Origin of the sequence: Paraburkholderia fynbosensis (assembly GCF_902859935.1) — a bacterium.
GTDB lineage: Bacteria > Pseudomonadota > Gammaproteobacteria > Burkholderiales > Burkholderiaceae > Paraburkholderia > Paraburkholderia fynbosensis.
The window spans coordinates 20096-41604 of record NZ_CADIKI010000037.1; the positions used below are offsets into that span (position 1 = coordinate 20096).

12 protein-coding genes, 6 pseudogenes and 1 other annotated feature are annotated in these 21509 nt (G+C 60.5%); of the genes and pseudogenes, 6 read left to right on the forward strand and 12 right to left on the reverse strand.

The annotated features are described in order from the left end of the window. Nucleotides 1-77: 77 nt before the first annotated feature. Nucleotides 78-1673 (reverse strand): glycoside hydrolase family 68 protein, encoded by a 1596-nt coding sequence (locus HV770_RS36140; RefSeq protein WP_175166218.1) that lies wholly within the window; start codon nucleotides 1671-1673, stop codon nucleotides 78-80. Between the two features lie 203 nt (nucleotides 1674-1876). On the opposite strand from HV770_RS36140, the gene HV770_RS36145 reads away from it, so the two are divergent. After that, on the forward strand, nucleotides 1877-2890 hold the full coding sequence (locus HV770_RS36145; RefSeq protein ID WP_175166219.1) for a substrate-binding domain-containing protein: 1014 nt from the start codon (nucleotides 1877-1879) through the stop codon (nucleotides 2888-2890). A gap of 1385 nt (nucleotides 2891-4275) precedes the next feature. Here the strand turns inward: HV770_RS36145 and HV770_RS39225 are convergent. Then, a pseudogene (locus HV770_RS39225) lies at nucleotides 4276-4449 on the reverse strand (IS6 family transposase); the annotation flags it as partial. A gap of 262 nt (nucleotides 4450-4711) precedes the next feature. Here HV770_RS39225 and HV770_RS36150 point away from each other — a divergent pair. Next, nucleotides 4712-5365: a TetR/AcrR family transcriptional regulator gene (locus HV770_RS36150; protein ID WP_175166220.1), complete on the forward strand. Its 654-nt coding sequence runs from the start codon at nucleotides 4712-4714 to the stop codon at nucleotides 5363-5365. Nucleotides 5366-5925: 560 nt separating this feature from the next. Here the strand turns inward: HV770_RS36150 and HV770_RS36155 are convergent. The 6 genes and pseudogenes from HV770_RS36155 to HV770_RS36175 form a co-directional block, all read right to left on the reverse strand. Further along, nucleotides 5926-6390, reverse strand: coding sequence for a paraquat-inducible protein A (locus HV770_RS36155; protein ID WP_246291547.1), 465 nt, complete (start codon nucleotides 6388-6390; stop codon nucleotides 5926-5928). Between the two features lie 13 nt (nucleotides 6391-6403). Further along, nucleotides 6404-7153 (reverse strand): annotated as a pseudogene (locus tag HV770_RS36160) (substrate binding domain-containing protein). After that, complete coding sequence (locus tag HV770_RS39230) at nucleotides 7054-7365, reverse strand: helix-turn-helix domain-containing protein (protein WP_343048412.1); 312 nt, start codon at nucleotides 7363-7365, stop codon at nucleotides 7054-7056. Before HV770_RS39230 ends, HV770_RS36160 begins: the two are co-directional and overlap by 100 nt. A gap of 460 nt (nucleotides 7366-7825) precedes the next feature. Continuing rightward, nucleotides 7826-10900, reverse strand: a complete 3075-nt coding sequence (locus HV770_RS36165) for an efflux RND transporter permease subunit (RefSeq protein ID WP_175166222.1) — start codon at nucleotides 10898-10900, stop codon at nucleotides 7826-7828. A gap of 12 nt (nucleotides 10901-10912) precedes the next feature. Then, on the reverse strand, nucleotides 10913-12106 hold the full coding sequence (locus tag HV770_RS36170) for an efflux RND transporter periplasmic adaptor subunit (protein WP_246291549.1): 1194 nt from the start codon (nucleotides 12104-12106) through the stop codon (nucleotides 10913-10915). Between the two features lie 3 nt (nucleotides 12107-12109). Continuing rightward, complete coding sequence (locus HV770_RS36175) at nucleotides 12110-13669, reverse strand: efflux transporter outer membrane subunit (RefSeq protein WP_217468699.1); 1560 nt, start codon at nucleotides 13667-13669, stop codon at nucleotides 12110-12112. 76 nt (nucleotides 13670-13745) lie between these two features. Between HV770_RS36175 and HV770_RS36180 the strand changes: the two genes are divergently transcribed. Beyond that, entirely contained in the window at nucleotides 13746-14396 is a 651-nt protein-coding gene (locus tag HV770_RS36180; RefSeq protein ID WP_175166223.1) for a TetR/AcrR family transcriptional regulator, read from the forward strand. Between the two features lie 145 nt (nucleotides 14397-14541). Then, nucleotides 14542-14691, forward strand: a complete 150-nt coding sequence (locus HV770_RS36185) for a hypothetical protein (protein WP_175166224.1) — start codon at nucleotides 14542-14544, stop codon at nucleotides 14689-14691. 456 nt (nucleotides 14692-15147) lie between these two features. On the opposite strand, the gene HV770_RS36190 is transcribed toward HV770_RS36185, so the two are convergent. The 4 genes and pseudogenes from HV770_RS36190 to HV770_RS36205 all read right to left on the reverse strand — a co-directional run bounded on the left by HV770_RS36190 (nucleotide 15148) and on the right by HV770_RS36205 (nucleotide 18768). Further along, the gene (locus HV770_RS36190) at nucleotides 15148-15804 is read right to left on the reverse strand and encodes a TetR/AcrR family transcriptional regulator (protein WP_175166225.1); all 657 of its coding nucleotides are present in this window, start codon (nucleotides 15802-15804) and stop codon (nucleotides 15148-15150) included. A gap of 246 nt (nucleotides 15805-16050) precedes the next feature. Then, nucleotides 16051-16410, reverse strand: a pseudogene (locus HV770_RS36195) (transposase); the annotation flags it as partial. Between the two features lie 274 nt (nucleotides 16411-16684). Then, nucleotides 16685-16968, reverse strand: a pseudogene (locus HV770_RS36200) (IS6 family transposase); the annotation flags it as partial. Nucleotides 16969-17537: 569 nt separating this feature from the next. Then, nucleotides 17538-18768: pseudogene (locus tag HV770_RS36205) on the reverse strand (IS3 family transposase). After that, nucleotides 18374-18490, reverse strand: a sequence feature (AL1L pseudoknot). (Overlaps the previous pseudogene by 117 nt.) A 1137-nt stretch (nucleotides 18769-19905) precedes the next feature. On the opposite strand from HV770_RS36205, the gene HV770_RS36210 reads away from it, so the two are divergent. After that, a complete protein-coding gene (locus HV770_RS36210) occupies nucleotides 19906-20703 on the forward strand; it encodes a transposase (protein ID WP_175166226.1) in 798 nt (265 codons plus the stop codon). A 62-nt stretch (nucleotides 20704-20765) separates the two neighbouring features. Continuing rightward, nucleotides 20766-21509, forward strand: a pseudogene (locus HV770_RS36215) (hypothetical protein); the annotation flags it as partial.

Consider the following 21509-nt stretch of genomic DNA (forward strand, 5'->3'; position numbering starts at 1 on the left):
ACTCGCGTTGGTGATTTCGTGATTTCGTGGGCGGATGGCGGGCCGGGCCGCCATCCGCCCACGTACGGCAGACAGACTTACTGAGCGCCGTTGCCGCCACCGTTGCCGTTGCCGTTTGCCGGAAGGTTGGCCGGAATATCGCCATATCCGCCCAACCCGCCCTTGCCGTACGACCGGTCGACAGAGGTCGAAATGCCGCTAATGTTGATCTTCGCAGTCGGCGCGAGAGTGCCGCCGCGGCGCGGGCCAATCGCATCGATGAACGATTCGACCAGGCCGCCTGGCATGACGTAGTGCGAGTACGACTGGAACGCGCGCGGATTCTGGTTCGGGTCCTGCGCATAAGGCGCGCCGACCGGCATATCGAAGTCGGTCGGATTGCCAAGCACAAGACCGCTGCCCTGATTAAGCGGCAGGAAGTCGCTGCGGATGCCGTTACCGACGAAACCGTACACGCCGTCCGGACCGTCCACGCCCGCGGCCATCGTTCCCCGGTGACTGATCGTGAACAGGTAGTACTTGCCGTCCTTCATGTAGATCTGCGGGCGTTCGGTCTGATCGTCCACGCAGTTCGCCGACAGGAGCGGCGGCAGGAACTTCCACTGCGTGAGCTTTTTGTCGGTCGCGACGGCAAGTCCGACGTTCGCCTTCTGGTAGACCGCGCCCGAGTTCATCACAGTGTTCAGATCCTCGCGGTACGGATCATTGGCGGCGTAACCCAGATCGGCATCGGTACAGGTACGCGCGCCACGTGCGCCGCCCGTGTTGCCCTCGAACACCATGTACGTCTTGCCCGGATGAGCCGGGTCGGTGAAAACGAAGGGATCGCGGAACGAATAGTAGGTGTTCTGCTGCCCCGTCTGATACATCTGCCCGTCTGGCTGCAGCAGCGCCTGGTGATTGTCGAAACCGTCGAACCAGACGTGCTTGTCGTCTGCATGAATGTGGCCATCCGTGCGCGTGATGATCGCGATTGGCGGCGTGATGTCCTGCCCGCCCGCGCCCGAGCGATTGAACGACAGCGCCGTGTAGTAGAGGCTCACGTTGTTGCCGTTCATCAAACGCGCGGAGCCGGACCATTCCGCATTGTTGGTCATCGGCGCGGTGCCGAAGACCTTGGCGCTTGCACCATCCGGGAAGAGATGGCCGCCCCAGGTCCAGCCGCCATCCGCCGGACGTTGCGACGCCGGAATCCCCGCCCGGCGATAGAAGAAGCCGATACGCGCATGCACGTGGCGGTCGTCGAACGTATAGCCCGCGTGCGGGTCCGCGGTCAGCGAAAAGATCACCTCCCAGCCGTTATAGCTCAACTGGTTCGCACGCAGATCGGCCAGCGGCCAGGTATCCCAGACCCACACGTTCGGGTTGATCAACGGAAAGTCCTGGGCGATGTCCGGCATGGTCAGCGAAGCAGGCAGTGAATTCTTGTCCGCGGCCGTTGCGGTGTGGGACTGCGCCTTGATCTGACGGATGTCGGCGCGCGTCCAGCGCATCGTGAAACTATCCTCCGGGTCGTATGCCTGCTGCGAGTGCGGGGTCGGCGCGGGAAAGCCCGCGCCATTGGATTGGGCGAGCGCCGGTACCGCAGCCGCTGCGAGTAGCGAGCCGGAGATGAGGCCGGTACGCAGGCGGGTGCGGTTCGAGATCTTTTGCGGGGACTGAAGTGAATTCATGGAGGTTCGCTTCCTGAAGGAGTCTAAAAAAGCAGCTAAGCAGGTTACTTAAAGGCACGTCCAAACCGGTTTGGATACTAATTCAAACCGGTTTGGACGTCAAACGTTTGCGCGAACGTGTAGGATGTGCATACTTCGGCAATCCTCTGCTTTCAGCGGCCAGCGTCGGAGGATCGGAAAACGGCGAGTCCAGAGGTGCCACAGTGAAGGTGAACTTGAAAATGCTGTCGAGCTCGCTCGGTCTTTCGCGGACGACCGTCAGCCGGGCGCTAAACGGATACGACGACGTCAGCGAGGCCACGCGCGCGCGGGTCAGACAGGCCGCCCAGGAACTCGGCTATCACGCGGACCCCACTGCCCGCCGGCTCGCAACTGGCCGAGCGGAGGCAGTCGGACTGGTGTACCCGTTCGGCGCCAATGCGCTCGGTGACCCACGGTTCGGCGAAGTTGTCGCAGGCATGACGCAAGGCTTGGGGAAGAGCGGCCTGGACCTTTTCATCGTTTCGGCGCGCCCCAACGCGGAGCTCGAGACGTACCGGCGCCTCGTCGACGGGAAGCTGGTCGATGGCCTGATCGTGGCGCGCACGCTGGTGGATGATCCGCGCATCCAGTTTTTGCAGGAGCGCAACTTCCCGTTCATTGCGTACGGACGTACGAACAGTCCGCAGCCATACGGATGGTTCGATTTCGACAATGAAGCGGGCGCCCGCGCAGCAGCTCAACGCCTGCTCAGTTTCGGGCATCGAAGAATCGCGATGGTGAGCGCGCCGCTGACGCTGAGCTTCGCGGCGCAACGGCGGGCCGGTTTCCTGGGCGCATTGCGTGAGGCGGGCATCGAGCCTGAGGCGCAACTGTTGATCGAATGCTCATTCGACAGAACAGGTGGCTACGATGCGATGCGCGCCCTGCTCAACCTCGACGAGCCGCCGACCGCCGTGCTGGTGGACAACAATATCGCCGGCACGGGGGCATTCCGGGCGATCGGCGATAGTGGCCGAAACGTCAGAACCGATCTCTCCCTGATCGTGTACGACGGCTTGCCGCCCGATGTTTCGTTCCCTCACACGGTGACCGCTGTGGTGCAGCCGACCGGGCACTCGTCCGGTGAGACCATGGCGGAACTGATCCTCGGCGCCATATCCGGGCGCGAGCATTGTGCGCACCGCCTGGTGGCACCCTGCATCGAACCCGGCGACACGGACGGGCCGCGCCGCTAACCGCACGCCAGAACCGGCGCGGCTGTGTCCTGGCATGGTCGCCGACGCGCAGTGCCCGCGCTGCCACGGTGAGCGCCGGACTCAGCGCTGCCGACGCGTTGCCCAATGGAGAAAAGGGATGGCGCAACGCACAATCAAGACCAACACGCGTCGGCTGCCAAAGGACGGCCGCCAAAAATTCTTCGCCAATTAGTCTGCACAACAGCAAATTGCGCCGCGGCGCGCCTGTCTGAATACCTTAATGCGTTTCATAACCGCAGTCGTCGTCCCTCATCGCTCGGCGTCATATCGCCAGCTCAGATCCTGCAGGACTGGATAAACCCGGTTGGTATGAATCCGGACGCGCCATAGGCGGAGCTTCCTTCAACGAACGTCTCGCAAGAGAAGACGAATGCTAGTTGCCTCGTCGCCGTCCTCTCACGACGCGCAGCGATACCATTGCCAACTTCACCGAGCCGAGCGCGAACACGGCACCGATCGACATGAGAGAATTTCGCCGGCCCAAACAGGAAGCCAGCGTTGCGCCGCCCCATTTGCCTGCCATGACCCCCGAGCACCATCGCATCGAGAACGCGCCAGCGCCTCCTGCGTGTCCCCGTCGGGACTATGATCTGCGATCCTCGCCATCGTCGATGGGAACGATGCCCGCGGCTGCGACACAACGAAGTGTTCCGTACGCGGCAGCATCAATGTCGCCGAGCTTGACCTCGTAGACTCGCCGAAGTACTTCAAGATTTGCGGCGCCTCCGTTTTTCGGACACAGATTTCCGGTAAAGCGTGTGACCCAAACGGGAGTGGTTGCTTGAAGAAAGCTGATAGAAGGCGATTGCGCCATAGGCGCTGGAAGGAGCGCGTAGCGCGACTGGATCGAGACGAATGCTCGACGCAATTCAATGCACTCCAAAGCGTCGAAGCTCCACACGCTCTGCGATCTCGCGAACAGTGCGCTTCTCCGGTCCGGCATCACCTACAGGAATGAGGCGGCGAGCGGCGGTACCGCGGCAATCATCAGAGTGGGCGACAAGGTCGTCGCTTCTTACGACGGCAATGAGGAGGACGCGGCTGTAATGGCTACTCCTCCGCAGCCTCGCTGTGGGGTGGGGTGCACCGCACTTCTTGAAACACCCACGTTGACTATCGGGGTCTAGCGGAACACGCGCCACATACCGTTGTCGTGACGGAACGGGGAGCCCGGCGTGCCTGCAAGTCCCGCGTTGCTCCGATGTGGACATATCGCCGGCGCCTGAGCAGCCAGTAGCGGAAAACGCTGTTGCAGTAGCCACGGATCTACCACTGAACCATTGTTCGTCCAGCGCTGTCAGGGAGCGCTTCCGAGACATCATCTTTCGTCTCGGCATGCGCCGACAGGGTACAGCCGAGCTGCCGAACCGGTCGGACCAGTTGCGCACCGACTCGTAGCTGGCCACGACGCCGCGCTCGAGCAGCAACTCCTCGACGTCGCGCAGGCTCAGGTTGAAACGGTGGTAACAGCGTATCGAGCAACTGATAACTGCGGCTCGAAACCGGAAGCCGTGATACGGCGAGGGGTTCTTCTTCATCCCCCATTCTAGCCAGCGCGGCCTTCAAGTGGACGTCGTGTTAAGCGTTCGCGCTTCATGGCATAGCGTACCCCGTCAGGCGCCATCTGTTTCGAAATAATTCGGTCGATGAGGAATAAGGGATCCAGCGTAGCAGGACGCCCTGTTGCGACAAGATCTGTTTTTGGTGCTCTTTGACGTGCACACATTTTTCTATACCCATAAGTACAGCAACTGATATAATAGACTGTAAAGTACATAAATTGCAAAGAGGAAATATTACGTGCAAAAATGTTCGTCCGAGAGCCGCCTCGGTCGGCCGAAAGATGCCGCCAAGCACACCTCCATTGTGGAAGCAGCAACCAGGCTGTTCGTCAGCCAGCGCTACGACACCGTGACCATGGAGGCCGTCGCTGCAGAGGCGGGAGTGTCAAAGATGACGGTCTATAACCATTTCTCGGACAAGGAAGCGTTATTCGAAGCGGTCGTGCATGATGTTTCGGACCGGATGCTCGGGGGACTGCCGCCGACGGGTGCCGAAAATCTACCCTTACGGGAACGGCTGTCTACAATAGGCGCCTCATTCCTGAGAATCATCGTCAATATCCACGTTGCTGGCATGGCGCACGCGCTGCCGACCGTGTTGCACGACGACCTATCGTTAAAGACACGCTTTTACAATGCAGGACCGGGACGCACCCGGACGGTACTGGCAGGCATCATAAGCGAGGCTGCGGCGCGCGACGAACTCATCGTCGACTCGTCGGAGCTGGCCGCCCAAGATCTGATGAGCCTATGGGCAGGGGATCTGCAGGCGCGCATCGCCTTCGGAGTTGTGAAGCCGGCAACCGATAGGGAAATCAAGAAGCGGGCACGCCGCGGTACGGACGTATTTTTACGAGCTTTCGGGAAAACGGGAAAGCGCGAGCCGTCATGATGGCTCGCTCGACGGGTCCATGGCGCACGCGCTCGACGGCGGGTACTCGCAGGCTCATTGATTGTGTACATCGGTCGTCCATTCGGAGGCCGGCGTACCTCGTTCGATCAGGAACCGTTATGTCTCACCCAATCCGTACTGTCATTGTCGGCGGTGGAGTTGGCCGGATCCCGCTCGCGACAAGGCGGGCAGCCATTTACGTGCGTTGAGACAAAGCGCGTCACCGAGATGGACAGCAGTCAAACCCATATCCGGAAACCGGTGCTCAATACGATCGCGGTAGGCATGCGTGATGTGTCGCAGCAGCAGTTCGGTTATCTCGCTCGCGCGAGCACACACCAGTTTGCCTGGCAGCCAGGCCGCACCTGTGACTGGATCGTGCCCGCAAAGAAGTGCTGCTCGACGAGATCGGAACGCCCCAAGGCGAATTCATGTTCGAAGCCAGCACGGTCCCTTCGACGTGTTGTTGCTGTCGGTGGGCGGTCAGGCCAACGATTCCGGCGTTTCCGACGTCAGGCACACTACCACGTCCTCGGCAGCCGGAAAACAGGCCGGAGCTTTCAACGTCGGCTTGCGCGACAAATCCTTCGCGCCGTCGCGAAGGATGAAAGACTCCGGGCCGCGATTGTCGGGGAGGCGCTACCTGACAAACCGGCGCGGGCAAATGCCAGCACCCAGCCGAGCAGCGCGATCTGGAGAAGCGGCGCCACGACGATCATCACCGCAGTGGCGAGCGCAATCGGTGCAACCGCGCCGTGCGCCAGCACTGCCGCGGACTGCCAGAGCGTCGTCTCGCTGTGCAGGCCCTGCAGGGAGATCCGAATCACCGGGCAGACATTGGCGATCACGAAGACGATGGCTGCGGCGACGGTTAGCACCAGCCACCGATCAACATCAAGCTGGCTCGCGAGATACAGGACGGCCGAACATTGCGCGCGGCGCGCCATCTCGCGCATGCCCGGCGCGCGGCGGCGGTACACGCCGTCACAATGCTCGCAGACGACGAGAGCAGGGACCGTTCGCATGAGCATCCAGCAATCATGACGGCCTGCCGCTGCTGGCGGCCACCATCTTCGGCCGCTGCTGTGCGTGGCCCACCTGAGCCGCGCGCGCGTCGAAGTACGACGTCGCATAGTCGATGAACGCCCGGACCTTCGCGGTCATCAGGCTCCGGTCCCGATAGGCGAGCCTGAGTTCGGCGTCCCCGCTCATGAGCTCGAAGTCGGGCAGCAGTTGTATCAGCCGGCCATCGTTCAGCTCGTTGCCGATCATCGTAAGAGGCAACGCGCCGAGACCAGCACCGCTCATCACCAGTTCCTTGTTCAACGCGGCGCTGTTGGTCGACACGTCGTGTTCCAGTGACACGGCAATCTCTTCCTAACCGCGCCGGAACTGTAACTGTGGTTCGGTGATCGATGCCAGCATTGTGACGAAGCGGAATGCAGCGAGATCGTTGGGCCTTTGCGGTAGCTGGCGCCCCTGCAGATAGCTGGCGGAGCCCACCACGGCGAGGGGCAGGCGGCACAACGAACGGGTTATCGTGAGCTCGCTTGTGAGCATGAACGGCAGCACGATGCCGAGATCGAAGGCTTCCTTGATCAGATCGACTGGCCGCTCCGCCAGCGTCAACTCGAGCTGCACGGCCGGATACCGGACACGGAACCCGGCGATCAGCGGTGGCAGTTCTATCAGCGCCGCGGTGGTGTGGGCGACGAGCCGCAGTACCCCCGCAGGCTCCCGTGCGCGCTCGCCGGTGCCGGCTTCGAGCTGGTCCAGTTCGGCAACCACGCGGGAGCAGCCGGCGTAGAACTCCCCCCGGATTCGGTGAGTGCGAGGTGTCGGGTCGTGCGCTGAAAAAGACGCACACCGAGCCTGGTTTCGAGCCCCGTTATCGCGCGCGAGACGACTGTCTTTGAGATGCCCAACGCATTCGCGGCGTGCGTGAAGCTCTGCATTTCGACGACGGTACAAAAGGTTCGCAGCGTTTCGAGGTGGTCCATAAGGAATGTCTGATCAAGTATCGGCTGATACGTCGGCGATCGACCGGAAGGTTCGATTTTTTTGGAATGGTGACCAATACCCTTCTTGCGCCATAAACGAAAGTACTAACGGCGGGCCCCTGCTCACCACAGAGACGTCGAACCCCAAGTCCGCTTCGCGTGCATGCCCCGGCCATGTCGCGCCAGAATGCCTCGCCCTCCCCGGCGACGTCGCGCCCGTCGGTACAACGGCCACTCCCGTGGCGTCTTCCATTGCATGGCTCCTTCGTTACGATGGCGCCTTCGCACCGCGCTTACCTGCGTTCAAGACGGGACGCGCTGACGTGTATCGCCCTGCGCGGCATGAGCGAGAAACAAACCCTTGTGTTGGTGGACGGTGAGCGCTCCCCCGCCAGATGCGTTCGCATCGGGCGGTAGGCGTCTCATAAGCGGCCGCTTCACCACCGAGATCGAGCAGAGGCTAAACCATCTCCGCCGTCTGCGCCCTTGACTCGGTCATCTGCTGCGCGTGTCGAGCAGCGAGCGTGAGATAAACCGCCGGCAACACGAACAGCGTAAACAACGTACCTATCGCCAACCCGCTGCCGATCACCAAGCCCATGTTGAAGCGCGACGCTGCCCCCGCACCTGAGGACAGGATCAATGGCACGACGCCGAGCACCATCGCCGCGGTAGTCATCAGGATCGGCCGCAAGCGGATCCCCGCCGCATGGACGATGGCTTCGAGTTTCGACATGCCCTCGTGCTGCGCCGCATTCGCGACTTCCACAATCAGAATGCCGTGCTTGCTGATCAGCCCCATCAGTGTCACCAGCCCGACCTCCGTGTAGATATTCAGCGACGCCCCTCCCAGCCCAAGGCTGATGAACACGAGCGCACCCGCTACCGACATCGGGATCGAAACAAGGATCACCAACGGGTCGCGGAAGCTCTCGAACAACGCCGCGAGACTCAGGTAGATGATGATCAGCGCAAGAACAAAGGTGCCCACAAAGCCGCTCGATTCCTGCACGAGTTGACGCAAAGGGCCGGAATAGTCGATCGACACGTCCGCCGGCAGCGTACGCGCCGCAAGCGCCTGCAGCGACCTGAGCGCGGCGTCCTGCGAAACGCCGAGCGCGGGCACGCCTGAGATCGTCGCCGAGTTCACCTGCTGGAAGTGATTGATGGTTTCAGGCACAGTTTCGGTCCGCACATGGGCGATCGACGATAACGGCACGGGCACGTTATTCACAGTCGCGATCTGGTAATTCATGACCTGGTCGAGCGTCAGGCGCGAGCGCTGCTGCACTTGGGCAATGACCTGGTACGAGCGCGAATCGAGACTGAAGTAATTCGTATAACCGCCCCCCAACAGACCACCCAGCGCCGTGCCGACCTGCTGCATCGTCAAGCCGAGTTGTGAGGCCTTGTCGCGGTCGATATCGAACACTTTCTGCGGCTGGTCGACCTTGAGGTCGCTATCGATAAATAGGAACATCCCACTGGCGGCTGCGTCCGAAAGGAATTTCTGAGCCTCTACATTCAGCCTATCCAGCGGCTGCGTCGACTTGAGCACGAACTGGATCGGCAAGCCTTGCGAACCGGGCAGCGGAGGAGGCTGAAACGCGACGACCTTCTGACCTGCCACCTTGTTGAACTGGTTCTGCAGATCGCGCTGGATATCGGTCGCAGTGCGATGACGCTGATCCCACGGCTTGAACGTCACACCGGCAATCGACTGCGACGGGCTCTCAACCTGGAACGTCTGCGCGGCCTCGGGGACCTTGGCCATGATGTCGGCGACCTGACGGCCGAACGCCTCCTTTTGCTGCAGCGTCGCGTCCGGCGCGGAAGTCGGCTGCAGAATGACGACCCCTTGATCCTCTTGCGGTGCGAGTTCGCTGTCGGCACTTGTGTAGAGGAAATAGATGCTGGCAATTACCAGCCCCGTGAACAGTAGCGTCACCGGGACCGTCCGCAAACTGTTGCGCAGCAGCCGTTCATAGCCACGCCGCAGTGAACCGAAAACATGATCGATCGTCTCGACAATGCGCGTGACAAAACGGCCGCCCTGATCGTGCGGCTTCAAGAACTGGCCGCACATCATAGGCGACAGCGTCAGAGAAATGACCGCGGACATGGTCACCGCGCCAACCAGCGTGAACGCGAACTCGGTGAATAATGCGCCGGTCAGTCCACCTTGAAAACCGATCGGCACATAGACGGCGATCAGGACGATGGTCATTGCGATGATCGGGCTGGCGAGCTCGCGCGCGGCCTTGATCGCGGCATCGCGTGGCCGCATGCCCTTTTCGAGATGAAGGCTCACGCTCTCGACCACAATGATCGCGTCATCGACCACCAGCCCGATCGCCAGTACTAGCGCGAGCAAGGTCAGCAGGTTGATCGAGAACCCTAGCGCGAGCATCACGCCGAAGGTGCCCACCAGTGACAACGGAATCGCGATGACCGGAATCAGCACGGAGCGCGGCGCGCCGAGGAAGGCAAACACCACCAGCGTGACGATCACCACCGTCTCGATCAACGAGTTCTTGACCTCATGAATCGAACTGTCAACGAATACCGTGGAGTCGTAGATGACCGAGCCGTGCAACCCCGCCGGCAGTGCCTTCTGAATGTCGGGCAACACAGCCTTCACGCCCTTGATCACATCGAGCAGGCTCGCCCCCGGCACCGTCTGGATCCCCACGTACACGCCCTTCTGGCCGTTATACGACACGCCGGATTCATAGTCTTCCGAGCCGAGCGTGACGTTGGCCACATCCTTCAGCCTGATGATGCCGCCATTGACCTGCTTGATCACGAGATCGCGGAACTGCTGCGCCGAATGCAGATCCGTCGATGCGGTGAGGTTGAACTGCACCATCTGCCCTTTGGTGGTTCCCAGTCCTGCGATCACGTTGTTCGAGGAAAGCGCGTTGGTGACATCGGTCGCGGTAAGGCCGTACTCCGCGAGCTTCTGCGGATCGAGCCACGCGCGCAGCGCAAAATACTGCGGTCCGAGCAGTTCGGCCGTCTGCACGCCTTGCACTGCCTGCAGACGCGGCTGCACGTTGCGCACGAGGTAGTCGGTGATCTGGTTGGGCGTGAGTTCATCGCTCGAAAAGCCGATAATCAACGCGTCCAGCGACTGTCCGATCGCGACCGTGATGGCCGGCTGCTGCACGCCGCTCGGCAACTGGTTGAGCACCGAGTTGATCTTGGCGTTGATCTCGGTGACCGCTTTGTCAGGGTCGAAGTTGAGCACGAGGTTCGCGGTGATCGTGCTGGTGCCGGCGATGCTCTTCGACGACAGGTAATCGATCCCGTTCGCCTGCGCGATGGCGTTTTCCAGCGGCGTGGTGACAAAACCCTCCACGGTCTGCGGGTCGGCACCGTAGTACGTCGTGGTCACGGTCACCACGGCGTTTTCGGTTTTCGGGTACTCGAGAACGGACAGCGAGGTGAACGCCTTGTAGCCGAGCACAAGGATCATCAGGCTGACCACGCACGCGAGTACAGGCCGGCGGATAAAGATGTCGGTAAATTTCATGAGCCGTCCTGTTCAGTGATCTTGCGGGACGGGCGCGGCGTCGTTGGGCAGCTTCACGCTGTTATCGATCTGCACTAATGCGTCGTTGTGCAGCTTGAGTTGCCCCGCCGTCACCACCACGTCGCCGGCCTTCAGTCCCTTCAGGATGCTGGCCTGATCGCCGCGCGTCGCGCCGGTCGTCACGAACTGCTGGTGGACACTTGCCTGCGGCCTGCCCTGCGCGTCCTTGCCCTCGTGGACCACGTAGACGAGGCTGCCATATGGGTTGTACGTCACCGCTGTCTGCGGAATCGTCACGAGCGATTGCTCCGCGCCGCTCGCCACGCTGGCGGTGGCGAACATGCCAGGCAGCAGCGCACCGTCGGGGTTCGCAAACGACGCGCGTATCTGCAGCATGCGGCTCGAGGTGTCGACCTTCGAATTCATCGACGTCACCGTGCCGGTGAACGTCTTGCCGGGATACGCATCAACGCTCACCGATACGGTCTGTCCGACGCTGATCTGCCCACGCACCTGCTGCGGCAGATAGAAGTCGAGCAACATCGGGTCGAGTGCCTGCAACGTGACAACCGTCGTGCCGGCCGCCAGGTATTGACCCACATCGACCTGACGCACGCCCAGACGTCCCGAAAACGGCGCGCGGACGACCTTCTCGCTCATCAGCGCCTGTTGCGCCGCGACTTGCGCGTGCGCCGCCTTCAGGTTGCCGACATCTGTATCCACGGTCGATTGCGCCACGCCCTGCGCCGCAAGTTGCTCCAGGTCGCGCTTGTAGGTGATCTCGTCCAGATCGGCAGTGGCCTGCAGTTGCGCGAGCTTGGCGGGATCGTCGTTCGGACGCAGGCGGAGCAGCACGGTCCCTTGCTTGACGTCGCGGCCGGACTCGAAGTCGATTTCATCGACCACGCCGCTTGTTTCCAGCGAAAGGTCCGCACCCGTCGACGCCCGCAGCGATCCGACGGCCGTGAGCGTCGGCTGCCACGGCTGGAAGACAGCGGATGTGGTCGACACGGTCGCCTGTTGTGACTGGATGCCGGTCGTGACCTGCTTCAGGATGTGTCCCTTGAACAGGTGGAAACCAATCAGCGCGGCGGCAAGCAGTCCCACCACCAGAAGCATCAGAAACAGGCGAAGCACGGTTCTAGGCGGCCGCTGCCGTTTAGGCGGGGTATTGGCGGTATCCTCAAGCGAGGTAACAGTGGTCATGATTTAAAATGCTCCGCAACATTGCGCAACTTTGGGATCGACATCGCTTCGATGCCACCAGCCACCGCCCAGCGCCTGGAAGAGCGCGACGGTATCGGTGTAGCGAGTGGCTTGAGAGGAAATCAGGTTCAGGCGCGCGCTCTGATCGGATTGCTCGGCGCTCAGCACATTGAGGTAAGTGCCGCCGCCCGCGCGGTATTGCGCCTGAGCGACCCTGAGGCTCGCAGCAGCCGTTTTCTGCGTCTCGAGGTTCGCAGCAAGCGTTTCGGCGTCCCGATGAATGGCGACGAGCGCATTGGCCACGTCCTGAAACGCCGAGTTGACCGTGCTGCTGTATTGCGCGGCGGCGACATCGACCGCAGCATCGGCGGCGCGCTTCTCCGCCTTGAGTTTGCCGCCCTCGAAGACCGGCTGGGTGAGGCTAGCCGCGAGGCTCCATACAATGCCTGCGGGATTGAAAAGGTTTGAGTAGTTGCTGCCCTCGCGTCCATAACTGCCGGTCAGCGAAATCTGCGGCAACATGTTTGCCACCGCGATGCCGACGTTCGCCGTCGCCGAATGCAGCAAGGCGCCGTACGCCTGGATGTCGGGGCGCTGCGCAACCAGACTCGACGGCAGCGACACCGGCAGTTCCTCTGGCAGCACGAGGCCGGCGAGATCCAGCGTAGACCCGGTGTAGTCGGTCGGCAGGCCGCCCAGGTACACCGCCAATTGATTGCGCTGCTGCTCGAGCTGCTTCTGCAAACCGGGCAGCGTGGCGATCTGCGCATCCAGCAGCGACTGCTGCTGCAGCACGTCCACCTGGCTTACGCCACCGGCGTCGAAGCGGCGTCGCGTAACGTCGAGCGCGGCAGTATACGCGCGGATGATCTCGTGCGTCGTATCAATCTGCGCCTGCAACGAAGCCTCGTTGATGGCCGCATTGACGACGTTCGCGATCAGCGTCAGTTCGGTCGCCTCCAGTTCGTAGCGCTCATACTCGGCTTGGGCATTCAGTTGCTCGACTTGCCGGCGAATGCCGCCGAATGCATCGAGCGTGTACGACACGCTGAGCGATCCGCTTATGAGGCTGTATGTCTGCGGCACCGGGCTCACCAGCATGGTGCGCTCGCGTTCGGCCGATGTGCTCGCGCTGATCTGCGGGAAAAAACTGCCCTGCTCCGCACGCGTATTCTCGCGCGCCTCGCGCAACGTCGCCTGAGCGGCAGCAAGCGTGGGATTGGCCTTGAGCGCGCGCTCGACCAGCGCGTTGATCTGCGGCGAATGGAACAGCGCCCACCAGTCACCCTGGATGTCACGCCCCTCGACGAGGGTTTGCGTGTTGCCCGCGGTCGTGTCGGTGGAGACAGTGCGCGAGGGAACTGGCTTCTCCGTAAACCTGGACACATTGGGCGCGGACGGAGCGGCGTAATTCGGTCCGACCGTGCAACCCGCGAGCATAGTCTCGAATGCCAGAACTACGACCAGTGACAGGGACGCAAGCGGAGCGGCTCGCCCCTGTGCTGTCGGTGCGCGGCAGTTGTACTTCGGATGAATCTTTTTGGTAGTCTTTGGCGTGCGCATGTGTTTCTATACCCATAAGTACAGCAACTGATATAGTAGACCGGAAAGTACATAAAATGCAAAGAGGAAATATTACGTGCATAAATGTTCGTCCGAGAGCCGCATCGGTCGGCCGAAAGATGCCGCCAAGCACACGTCCATCGTGGAAGCGGCAACGAGGCGGTTCTCCGGGCAGCGCTACGACACTGTGACCATGGAGGCCGTCGCCGCAGAGGCGGGGGTGTCAAAGATGACGGTCTACAGCCATTTCTCAGACAAGGAAGCATTATTCGAGGCCGTCGTGAGTGACGTTTCGGACCGGATGCTCCGGGTACTGCCGCCCGCGAGTTCCGAAAATTTACCTTTACGGGAACGGCTGTCTGCAATCGGCGCCGCATTCCTGAAGATCATCGTCAATGTCCATGTTGCTGGCATGGCGCACGCGCTGCCGACCGGAAGCGAAGACCTACCGCTAAGGACACGCCTTTACGATGCAGGGCCCGGGCGGACTGTGGCGGTACTAGCCGGTATCATCAGCGAGGCCGCGGCGCGCAATGAACTGATCGTCGACTCGCCGGAGCTGGCGGCCCACGACCTGGTGAGCCTGTGGGCAGGTGATCTGCACGCGCGCATCCTGTTCGGAGTTGTGAAGCGGGCAACCGATAGGGAAATCAAGGAGCGGACACGCCGCGGCACGGACGTATTTTTACGAGCTTTCGGGACAAGGGGAAAACGCGTGTCGTCATGATGTCTCGCTCGACGGGTCCATGACGCGCGCGCTCGGCGGCAAATCCGCGGCGCTGGCGGCGTGGCTTGCGCCGGAGAAGCTTGCGGTTAGCGGCATGGGTATCGCTTTCTAAAGGGTGTCCGGCACTTTTGTTAAGGCTCGCCAAATGAACAAGCTTAAGTACGCCGAATACGACGAAGTGCAAGCGCGCCAGGATTTTGGGCAGTTCGTAAAAGAAGACATGGTGCGCAGCAGCCAGCGGCAGCTACGACTGGAGCAGGATATCCTGTGCGGAGAGCGCGAGCATGCCGATTAAACACAAATTTGCGGCGCACTTCAGTTGCGTCGATCACCGGTTGGTGCGCGAGCACTACATCGAGCGCTGCGGTGCGGGCGAGCAGACAGTTTCGCGTGACGCTGGGACACCGACCAGTACTCGGGGCCGGCGCGCCACGCCCATACGCGCGTCGCGCTCAACGCCTACCCCGATTGGCCTGCCTCAGCTACAAGAACCAATTGATCGCTCGCCATGCGCGCAGGCTACAAGCGTCATCAGGTTATCGAGAGTCGCAAACATCTTAAAGCCCTGCTCACAGCGCCACCATGCGCCTGAACAGCGCCTAATGCAGAGCTCGAGCCCGCGTGCCCAAGCCTAATCTGCGACGCGAACACTTAATGTGACAACGCCACTTTGCTGTGTATCCCTGTCACCGCCTACGACGGTCAGAAGGAGCCGCTAACGCCAAGCGGTGGCGTTCCAACGTCCCTGGACTCAGTCGGGCACGCCCGCCAGATGATCGGCCAAAGGTATTTCGTGCGGCGATGCCCACAATCCACATGAAAAGAATCCGGTAAGCACTGTTTGCATCATCTTGTCACTCATCAAATGCGGATCGCCCATTCTAAATAACTGCACACCATCGCACAGGCTCATCAAGCCAAGCGCGAGAGCGTCGGTCTGGCGCCTGATCGAACGGCCATCGCACTCCGAAATCCTACGGATGTACGCGCTAATCTGTTCGAGCTTTTCCTGCCGGATGGCATTCATGCGCTGCTGAAACCCGGTGTCTCGGAGCGCCAGTAGTTTGGCCTCGACCCAAAGCGGAAAGCAATCGTTCTCAAGAAAATAACTGCTGTAGTGCGCGACGGCGCGCTCCTTCATTTCCTCGGGCGTGCCACGCTCGTTCGTGATGCGCTCAAGTTTCGCTAGCGCCCTTTCGCCATCGCGGCGCAGTATCTCGATCAGCAGTTCCAGTTTGCCGCCGAAATTTGAATAGAACGCGCCGCGCGTATAGCCAGCCGCTTTAGCGATTTCCTCCACGCTTGTTGCGGCCAATCCCTTTTCAATGAAGATCCTCCGCGCAGCCTCGAACAGGAACTCTCGAGTCTGTTCTCTGCGCTGGGAGTGTGTCAGGCGTTCGCGCTTCATGGCATAGCGTACCGATCAGGCGTCATCTGCGTTGCCGTCAATCGGCGCGGGTGTCAGAGAACGGGTTTCGAAATGATTCGGTCAATGCCGAACATCTGACCCACAGTCCGGTCCAAGTGACATTGGACTCAGAGTGATCGCTACGCGAAGTAGCAGCTATGTTCCCAGTTCGTGGAATTGAGCGGCGGCGTGCGAGATTCGAGCGCGACAGCTCTGGGACTTCACAGACCGGCTTCATTGGTCACCTCCCCCGGCGGCAATGGTGGTCGCGCAATTTTTTGCCCGACCATACTCCACTGCTTCGCGGAGGATTTCCACTTCCATTGTCTTTTTGCCCAGCAGTCGCTGCAGTTCACGAATCTGCTTCATGGCTTTGGCGAAGTCCGATGCCGACACCACCTGCTCACCTGCACTTACTGCGTACAGGCTGTCGTCCCGATAGCGCTTGCGCCACGCGAACACCTGGTTCGCATTCACCTGATGACGACGGGCTACGCCAGAAACGGTGGCTCCGGGTTCGAAGGTTTCACGCACAATCGCCAGTTTCTCTTCAACCGAGCGGCGTCGACGCCGCTCCGGCTGGGTCAGAACCTCAACGGGTTCCATCTTGTTAGTTGTAGGCTTAAACATAGGCGGAAGACTACCTCATAGTAGTAGTGTTACCCAGTGTCCGGTTTTCGCGGGGGCCGGCCCAAGCATAGCGAAGACTAACGCAGCTTAGCGGAAAGGGGACGCACGACCGAACACTGGTCAGGTACACTTCCAGCGGACAGTGCAACCGTTTGAGCAAATGAGTCACAGCCGGATCCAGTGTCTTCATTCATTTTCCAAGCGTTCTAAGCGATCCAACGTACGAGGACGCCGTGTTGCGACAAGACCCGTAGGTTTCATCCATCCTCCAGCTCTTGCCAACCGGCCGTTTGTGCTTGCGAAAGGCTTTCTCGAACAACGGTACGGGCTTGATCACCCAGCGATGCAAGCTCTAATGCTCGACCTGAAAGCGCGCTCGGCCGTCATCTCCTAAAGATCACGCAGGCTAAGCGAACAGGCCACATACCACCGCACGCATAGCAGGATCACGTCCACCGGGTAATGCAGTCGCTTCAGCACCTTCGTGATTCCCTGCGGCAACGTCTTACGCGGCGTCTTGCCCGTCATAGCCATTCTGGTCGTCTATTTGGGTCGATCAATTTACCTGATGGCCTTAGCGCGACAGAGCCCCGCCCAACTCTATGACTGGCGGCACGACGAGACCAGCCTCGACGCGGTGGAGCGGATTCGCTTGTAGCAAATACGGATCGCGCCTCTCGCGGGTGTCGTCGCGAGATCACGACAATTCCCATCGCGCGACGCAGACGTGCCGCGCCAGTATCGCGTCAGGCATAAAACCACCAGGCCGGGCACCACCGGGGCAAGCCAGTAGACAATCCTTGACGCCGCGTGCCTGATGGGCGGGCGTCGCCATGATTCGGAAAAGGTGGATGTTTTCCGTCACCGAGTCGAGGCGTTCGCGATTGCTTCAGCAAACAGCAGTGCGGAACTGGTGCGCAGCAAAGCGGCGAGCACAGTCGTAGAAAAGTATTGGTTCATGGTGATAGCTCCGGCTACGCGACCCATCGCGTAAGTTGCTACAGTAGAGCGAATTTTCGTATGATGGATGACAGCCGCAGGACAATCGCATGAAGAATTGTTCACGCACTGAACCGCCCCGGATTTGGTGGAGGCTGGTTGGTTTAAGTTAACGCCGGTTCGGCGACCGATGTTTTAAGTTGCCGATAGTAGTTTGCCTCAGCTTCAGCAGGCGAGATGTAGCCGAGGGGTTCCATCAATCGATGATGATTGAACCAGGCCACCCATTCCAGCGTTGCCAACTCGACGGATTCCCGTGTTTTCCAGGTGCGGCGATGAATCAGTTCGGCCTTGTACAAACCGTTGATGGTCTCGGCCAGTGCGTTGTCGTAACTGTCGCCACGGCTACCAACCGAGGGCTCGATGCCCGCTTCGGCCAATCGCTCGCTATCGTGAATGCTAATGCCTTGCGAGCCTCTGTCGGAGTGATGTATCAACGTTCCATTGCCGCCTGGGCGCCGCGCATGAAGTGCCTGTTCAAGTGCATGCAGAACGAAATCTGTGTCATCGACGAACTGACGCGCCAACCGACTATCCGTCGGGCGAACACGTCGATCACGAAGGCCACGTAGAGCCAGCCCTGCCACGTCGAGACATAGGTGAAATCAGAAACCCAAAGCTCGCTTGGCCGGTCTGCCCTGAACTGCCGGTCGACCCGATCCAGCGGGCGAGCGGCCGCCGCATCGGCAACGGTCGTGCGAGCACGTTTGCCTCGCATTGCGCCACGCAAACCCAGTTGCTTCATCAGCCGTTCGACCGTGCAGCGAGCCACCGCGATACACTCCCGGTTCATCTGCTTCCAGACTTTATCCGCTCCGTACACACGCATGTTGGCTTGCCTGACACGCTGGATCTTGGGCCGCAGACGTTCATCGCGTATAGCACGAGCACAGCGGCGCGACGGATCGCGAAGCTGCGCAGCATGGCGCCGGTGGCCCGACGGGGCAATCCGCACGACCTTGCAGATCGGCTCGACCCCGAAGGTGTCGCGATGCTGATCGATGAAGGCCTTCAGGACTTCAGGCGGCGGTCGAGCTCCGCCTGGGCGAAAAACGCACTCGCCAGTTTCAGAATCTCGTTGGCGCGGCGCAGTTCCTTGAGCTCGCGCTCCAGTGCTTTAAGACGTTCGCGTTCCGACGTGCTCACGCCCTCGCGCTCGCCGCTATCGACTTCATCCCGTTTGACCCACCCCAACAATGTCCGGCTCGTGCAGCCGATCTTGGGGGCGATGGATTCGATCGCTGCCCACTGTGACGGATACCCGCCCCGTTGCTCCTGAACCATGCGCACTGCACGTTCCCGGACTTCAGCAGAAAATTTGTTCGACTTGTTCATGGCTCCATTTTCTCAAGAGTTGGAGCCTCCACAAAATCCGGGGCGGTTCAGCTTGCGCCCTGTCAGCGGCTTGATTAGGTCCAGCCTCCGCACGCCGGTACAAGTGGAGAGGCGCATCACCGAAGCCTGTGCATTGCAAGTAGTACGTCAGATAGACGACCCTGACCAGTTCATGTAACTGGTGGGCGTTCCCTCTTCCGCTGCGGCAGACCGCAAGAGCAGGATGATTGACGAGCGAGATATCGGAGACCGCCTGTCTCGTCATTGGGCGCAGCATCGCCTTGCTCAGGTTACGCCGACCAAAAGAAGCGCGACCCGAAAGCCGGCGTCTATTGTGGGACATCGAGAGTCTATGAAAGAGAGAGTTGCAAGATAGCCCGAGAGGCTTGTTAGCGGAAATACTCATTGCCGGGTTGTCTTGATTCTATACCGATATCGTTTTGGGCGTGCGCGCGAGCCGGCTTTCCCGGTTTCGTCGTCGCTGGCTTTTCAGCTGTGGTAACCCTTGAAATGATCGGCGTCGTAGTCGGCGACCGCAGCTACATGACTGGATCGCACTGACGCATAAATTAGTGATCCTTATGTTAAGCGCTCTCGCCTGCGATCCCTTCAACAAGTCGACAATACTACGAAGAGTGCGACTACCCCCATAAGGATTCCCTTACCGGAAATTCAGCATGGAATCCCCCTTATTTTCTTGATCTCCTGACAGCAACACGAAAACTGGTCGCATACGATGAATGCACGTCGATCGTCCTTTATCTGAGTGTTGCCATGGTTCCCCATCTGTCTGAGAGAGAAGATTCGATCGAGCATATCAACGCAATGTGCTTACACCTCTTCCATCTGTGGTGCGAAACGAGAAGCGTCGTGCCGCTGACGTATCTATTGAGAGCTTGGCCGCTGATGAACAGCGATCCCGAGACTCTCCGGCGTCTTGGAACCGCACTACGCGACCTCAGACGGCAACATCTGCACGATTTCAACGATGGCTCGTTTCAGGAAGTCTGCCGAGCTATCGGATTGTGTCGAGGAACTGCTTGCTCCGTCGTCCCCGTCAACGTGGGTGATGAGCGGCTGGTAGCGCGAACGGAGATACCCGGGCCCGCGCAATGAAATGGGTATGTGGAGGACAGCGTGCATTTCAACGAAATCAATGACGAAGAGTGGCTGCTGATCGCGCCCTTCCTGGCGGACACCCCCATTCCTCAACGGCAGCGTTGCCGGCCGCGCGCGCAGGTTCGCGTCGTGGCCAATGCCGTGCTGTGGGTACTGACGACCGGCGAATCCTGGTCTATGCTCCCGAGCCACTATCCGTCGGCGCCGACGTGCCGGCACCGCTTCGAGACGTGGCGTTCGAGCGGCGCCCTTGCGGAGATGTGCCGGCTTCTTTCGAACACCGGACGCAACTTTCGTTGCGGCTCGCAACTGTTGCTGGAACACCGCCATGTCCCCTCGCGCACCAGTGACCGTCAGACTCGGTCTGAAGATCTACGCCAGGTGATCTGGAAAGACCAGGCATCCTGGCAGACACCGCGTGACACATGGCAGTCCAGGAAAATCGCGCTGCAATCCCGAAATTCTGCGCATGCCATACCTGAGTGCGTCGAATTCCGCACCCCGGTGACACCCCATCAAATTCATCGGACTTCCTCGCCGTTGATGGGCCTCGCGTCGAAAGGGCAAACCGGATCCGATCCGCACCGCTATGTCATCTACGTTGCCGCCGATCGGCTCGCAAACGCCCAGTTCCGCGGATGGGCCGAGATCGTACGGGCCGAACGGCGAGTCGCCCGTTCGGGGCTAATCGGTCCGAGCTTCCAACACTGCGAGACAGCACAGCAATATGCGCTCGAATGGGCGCGGCGATGGATCGATGAGGAAAGCGGTGAAAACAGCGACGACGCCGACGAAGTGGAAAGCGGCGTCCGGTAGCAAAAAGTCCGGTCCGGGTGACCAACTCGTTGACCGTGCATTACACTTCAATTTTGGCTCTCATGAAACTTCAAATCTTACGTAATCATTCAGCCTATTTAGTACTACCAATTTTGGCTGCCTGCGGTGGTGGAAGCGGCGATGGAAGTGATGCAGCGAGTGTTGCGAACGCTGCCTCCGACCCGGTGGCGGTGGTCAATGTCGCCATGAACCCGGCGTCGGTCAGTGGCGCCGCGATTCCGCCTTCCACCTCGCTCAACGATTCATCGGGTGCGGTCTGGACGGTCAAGAATGGCGTGGTCTACCGGGCGGGTACGGCAGCTGGATTCACGATGAAAGTCACGCTGCTGCTCTGGTATGCCGGCAATATTTATCAGGAGAACGTCAACAACCTCTGGTGGGTCTGGCAGAACAATAATTGGGCGCAGTCTGCCGATCCGCGTCCCCGCACGTCGGTCAGTGGCGCCGCGATTCCGCCTTCCGCCTCGCTCAACGATTCATCGGGTGCAGTCTGGTCGGTGAAGAAGGGCGTGGTCTATCTGGCGGGCCAGACAGTCGGGTCGACGGCAAACGTCAAGCTGCTGCTCTGGTATGCCGGCAAAATGTATGCGCAAAACACCAGCAACAACTGGTGGGTCTGGCAGAACAACAATTGGGTGCAGTCTGCCGATCCGCGCCCCGCTGCCAGCACGGCTGCGATCCCGTTCTTCGGCGTCAATGAGCATTACAACTACGGCGGCATCTACACGTCGATCCCGCTCGCGACTCAAGCTGCAACACTGTCCGACCTGGGTCTGACCGCGAAC